The organism is Bacteroides cellulosilyticus DSM 14838, from assembly GCF_000158035.1.
GTDB classification, from domain to species: domain Bacteria; phylum Bacteroidota; class Bacteroidia; order Bacteroidales; family Bacteroidaceae; genus Bacteroides; species Bacteroides cellulosilyticus.
In genome coordinates this window covers 244,666-246,293 of the sequence record NZ_EQ973492.1, presented here as the reverse complement: position 1 = coordinate 246,293, position 1,628 = coordinate 244,666, and the positions used below count along the sequence as shown (strand labels likewise).

Here is a 1,628-nt window from a genome sequence, read left to right as displayed (position 1 = left end):
AATTATTATCATGACCCGTTTACAAACAAACAACTCCCGCCAGCATCTCCCCCCCTTATCCTTTCCGTTATTTATTTTTCTCTCTTTTCTTGCATCAGTAAAAGATTATCCATACTTTTGAGAAATATTTTGTTTACCTTGAACAAACAACTCTGAGGACATTACACAATGAGAACTTTCGAGATATTATTCTGGATAAGCCTGTTTATCGTATTCTATACTTATATAGGATACGGAATTGTGCTATACATTCTGGTCAAAATTAAAGAAACTTTCCGCAAACCGGTACACTACCCCATGCCTGCTGACGAGGAACTGCCCGAAGTCACACTCTTCATCGCAGCTTACAATGAGGAAGACGTGGTGGACGAAAAGATGCAGAACTGCCTGGCGCTGGATTACCCCGCAGACAAACTGCAAATATTCTGGGTCACGGACGGCAGCAACGACCACACCAACGAACGGCTTTCCCACTGGCCCCGTGCCACCGTCCTCCACCAACCCGAACGACAAGGAAAAACCGCCGCCCTCAACCGCGGAATGAAGTTCGTGAAAACACCACTCGTCGTATTCACCGATGCCAATACCCACCTGAACCGGGAAGCATTGCGCGAAATCGTCCATGCTTTTGTCAACCCCAAAGTGGGCTGCGTGGCAGGCGAAAAACGCATTGCCATGCAAAGCAAAGACAATGCCGCATCAGGAGGAGAAGGCATTTACTGGAAATATGAATCCACCCTGAAAGCACTCGACTCACGGCTCTACTCAGCCGTAGGCGCTGCCGGAGAGCTGTTTGCCGTACGCCGGGAGTTGTTCGAAGACATGCGGACGGACACACTACTCGATGATTTCATCCTCTCCCTCCGCATCGCCATGCGTGGCTACACCATCGCCTACTGTGCCGCGGCTTATGCCACCGAAAGCGGCTCCGCCGATATGCAGGAAGAAGAAAAGCGCAAAGTACGCATCGCCGCCGGAGGCTTACAGTCCATCTGGCGTTTGCGCCCGCTGCTGAATCCTTTCCGCTACGGTCTGCTCAATTTCCAATACGTATCCCATCGTGTCTTGCGATGGTCCATCACTCCTATCCTATTGTTCCTGTTGCTCCCTCTCAACGTAGCGCTACTTTTCACCACCGCACAACCATTGTTCTACGCCGTTATACTGGGACTGCAAATCTTGTTTTACCTGATGGGAATCTGGGGATATATCCTCTCCAGGAAACACATCAAAAACAAAATTCTTTTCATCCCTTACTACTTCCTCTTCATGAACATCAATGTGCTAAGAGGATTCCGCTACCTGAGTAAGCGCAAAGGCAATAAAAGCGGAGCCTGGGAAAAAGCACGAAGGGCAAGTTAAGACGGAAATACCTCGACAAAAATCTAATACAAAGAAAATAATGAAAAGCATTCTGAAAGACACAAATAACTCCGAAAAACTACTGAACATGGTATCAGACACCCTGATACTCATGGACAAGGACGGTGTTTGTGTAGACATGGCCGTACACAACGTAGACCTATGGTTTATGAACGAAGAGAGATTGCTCGGAAAGAATCTGCTGAACCTGCTACCTCCGGTGACATACAGTGAGTTTTATCCTGAATTCAAACCCTTTCGGTTCC

The 1,628-nt window shown here is 47.8% G+C and carries 1 protein-coding gene; it reads left to right on the top strand.

The annotated features are described in order from the left end of the window. Positions 1 to 168: 168 nt before the first annotated feature. A complete protein-coding gene (locus BACCELL_RS18995) occupies positions 169 to 1,362 on the top strand; it encodes a glycosyltransferase family 2 protein (RefSeq protein ID WP_007213631.1) in 1,194 nt (397 codons plus the stop codon). Positions 1,363 to 1,628: the final 266 nt, after the last annotated feature.